The following is a 2,714-nucleotide window of genomic DNA, read 5'->3' on the forward strand; positions in this document are numbered from 1 at the left end:
CGACCGGCGACGACGTGGCGATCGCTTTCGACGAGTTCATGCGCGCCTTCGAATCGTTCAAGGCCGAGAACGAGCAGCGCATCGCCACGCTCGAGAAGCGGCTTCCCGTCGATGTGCTTTCGACCGAGAAGCTCGACCGCATCAACCGCGCCATCGACGAGCACAAGTCGATCATGGACGAGCTGGTGCTGAAATCGGCGCGGCCGAAGCTCGGCCAGGCAAGCGCCTCTCGCAGCGGCGCCGCGCTTCAGCACAAGGCGGCATTCGAGACTTATGTCCGCCACGGCGAGACCAACGGTCTGCATCTGCTCGAGGAGAAGGCGCTTTCGGCCGGCTCAGGGCCAGACGGCGGCTATCTCGTTCCGGCCGAGACCGAGGCCGCGGTGATCAGGGGCGTCAAGTCGATCTCGCCGATCCGCGCCATCGCCGGCAACCGCACGGTGAGCGCGTCGGTGTACAAGAAGCCGTTCGCCGTCACCGGACCTTCGACCGGATGGGTGGCGGAGACGGCGACGCGGCCCGAGACCAACTCGCCGACGCTCGCCGAGCTCGCCTTTCCGACCATGGAGCTTTATGCCATGCCGTCGGCGACGCAGACGCTGCTCGACGACTCTGCGGTCAATATCGACGAGTGGCTCGCCGAGGAGATTCAGCTCGCTTTCGCCCAGCAGGAAGGCACCGCCTTCGTCTCGGGCGACGGCGTCAACAAGCCGAAGGGTTTCCTCGCTTATACCAAGGTGGCCAACGGCTCGTGGTCGTGGGGCAATATCGGCTATGTGGCGACCGGCACCGACGGCGGCTTCGATGCGACCAACCCGTCCGACGACCTGATCGACTTCATCTACACGCTGAAGTCGGAATACCGGGCGAACGCGCATTGGGTGATGAACCGGGCGACGCAGGCCGCGATCCGCAAGTTCAAGGATGCCGACGGCAATTATCTCTGGGCGCCGCCCGAGCGCGCCGATCTCGCGCCGACGTTGATGAACTACCCGATCGCCGAGTCCGAGGACATGCCGAACATCGCGTCCAACAGCTACTCGATCGCCTTCGGCGACTTTCAGCGCGGCTATCTCGTGGTCGACCGCGCCGGCATCCGCGTGCTGCGCGATCCCTATTCCGCCAAGCCTTACGTCTTGTTCTACACGACCAAGCGCGTCGGCGGCGGGGTGCAGGACTTCGACGCGATCAAGCTGTTGAAGTTCGGCACGTCGTAGGAACGACGGCTCTCTCTCCCCCTAAGGGAGAGCTGGAAACAGCCTGGCCGGGCCGGCGGGCGTGACGCGCCCCTCCCACGCGCACGCCCGCCACTTTCTTCTTGTTCGCCAAGGGTCGGACCGGCCCTGGCCGCGGGCCGACTACTGCCGATTGAGCTTCTGACCGGTCGCCGCTCCGACTGGGTTCTTCTTGGTGCCGGTGCCGCCCGATAACACCTTTGCCTTCTGCGTGCAGGTGCAGGTGTTGTTGTCGTTGTTGCAGCTGCCGCCGGTGTCGGTACAGAGATGCGTGAACATGGTGTTGCAGTCTTTGTCGCCGCTGCAATTGCAGTGGCCGCCGGCGCAATGAATTTCGGCGCGGACGGGCATGCCCGCCAAAAGCGCAAGACCGAGAAAAGCAAGCAACGCTGTGATGTGATGAAAGATCGGCCTCTTGGACTTGGTCATTTCGTTCACCCTTGAGGTTGAAATCCCGAAAGTCGCTCGGCACTGCCGGACAATAGCAGAAGTCGGAGCTGCGGTCGTGATCTCCGCAAGGCGCCGCCTGACGTCAGGCCGCGCCGAAAATGGCTGGCAAGGTTAGCGAGGAGACGCACATGGCTCTCGTTTTGACGGCGGCGCCTGCCGCCGAGCCCATCTCGCTCGCCGAGGTCAAGGCGCATCTCAGGATCGATGCGAACGATGAAGATGCGTTGCTGACGGCTCTGATCGCAGCGGCGCGGATGTTCGTCGAGCGGACGTTCGGAATCGCGCTGATCACGCAGGGCTGGTCCTATTTCTTCGATTTCTGGCCGCAGGCCGGTTGCATCACGCTTCCCATCCGGCCGGTCCGGGCCGTCGGCGCGGTGAAGGTGCATGACAGCGCTGGCGGTTCGGTCGCGCTCGATACGGCCAGCTACGCCGTCGATGTTCTGTCGGAACCGGCGCGGCTCGTGCTGAAGGGCGCCCTGCCTCCTGCGCCGTCCCGCGAGCTGAACGCGTTCGAAGTTGCCTTCACGGGAGGCTACGGCGACGAGGCAGACGATGTGCCGGCGCCAATCCGCCATGCGCTCAAGCTCCTCGTCGCCCATTGGTTCGAGCGGCGCGATCCGGTCGTGCTCGAGTCTGGCGCGCAGGAAGTGCCGACCATGGTTGCAGCGCTGCTTTCTCCTTACCGGCGGGTGCGGCTGTGACGGAGTTCTTGCCGAGCGATCTGCGCCATCGCCTCACGCTCGAACAGCTCGAGCGGGTGAGCGACGAGGGCGGCGGATTCAGTGAAAGCTGGGCCGCGGTGGCGACGCTGTGGTGCGATGTGCGTCCGGTTGCGGGGTCGGAGGGGGTCGAAGCCGACCGGTTGGCCGGCCGCGTCAGCCACGAAATCGCGCTGCGCTACCGGCCGGAAGTTGTTCCCGCCATGCGCTTCAGGGACGGCGCGCGCGTGTTCCACATCGTGAGCGTCATCGACGTCGATGAGCGCAGGCGCTGGCTCAAATGTCTGTGCGAGGAGCGCGACCTATG

At 64.9% G+C, this 2,714-nt stretch carries 4 protein-coding genes; 3 read left to right on the top strand and 1 reads right to left on the bottom strand.

Features of this window, described 5'->3' with window-relative positions:
• On the top strand, positions 1–1,217 hold a 1,217-nt coding region (locus VFB18_RS07915), incomplete at its 5' end, for a phage major capsid protein (RefSeq protein WP_414675669.1).
• A 141-nt stretch (positions 1,218–1,358) separates the two neighbouring features.
• On the opposite strand, the gene VFB18_RS07920 is transcribed toward VFB18_RS07915, so the two are convergent.
• A complete protein-coding gene (locus tag VFB18_RS07920) occupies positions 1,359–1,664 on the bottom strand; it encodes a hypothetical protein (protein ID WP_324973241.1) in 306 nt (101 codons plus the stop codon).
• A 149-nt stretch (positions 1,665–1,813) separates the two neighbouring features.
• Between VFB18_RS07920 and VFB18_RS07925 the strand changes: the two genes are divergently transcribed.
• Together VFB18_RS07925 and VFB18_RS07930 are read left to right on the top strand one after the other, a co-directional pair.
• Positions 1,814–2,389 carry a head-tail connector protein gene (locus tag VFB18_RS07925; protein ID WP_324973243.1) on the top strand — a complete coding sequence of 192 codons (576 nt, stop codon included), beginning with the start codon at positions 1,814–1,816 and terminating at the stop codon, positions 2,387–2,389.
• Positions 2,386–2,714, top strand: a 329-nt coding sequence (locus VFB18_RS07930; protein WP_324973246.1) for a phage head closure protein, incomplete at its 3' end; no start/stop codon positions are given. The genes VFB18_RS07925 and VFB18_RS07930, both read left to right, overlap by 4 nt.

Origin of the sequence: Methyloceanibacter sp. (assembly GCF_035650995.1) — a bacterium.
Taxonomy (GTDB): Bacteria; Pseudomonadota; Alphaproteobacteria; order Rhizobiales; family Methyloligellaceae; genus Methyloceanibacter.

Bases quoted from the DNA above. Each gene is read 5' to 3' on its own strand.
- VFB18_RS07920 (WP_324973241.1), bottom strand. From the start codon at position 1,664: ATGACCAAGTCCAAGAGGCCGATCTTTCATCACATCACAGCGTTGCTT.
- VFB18_RS07925 (WP_324973243.1), top strand. From the start codon at position 1,814: ATGGCTCTCGTTTTGACGGCGGCGCCTGCCGCCGAGCCCATCTCGCTC.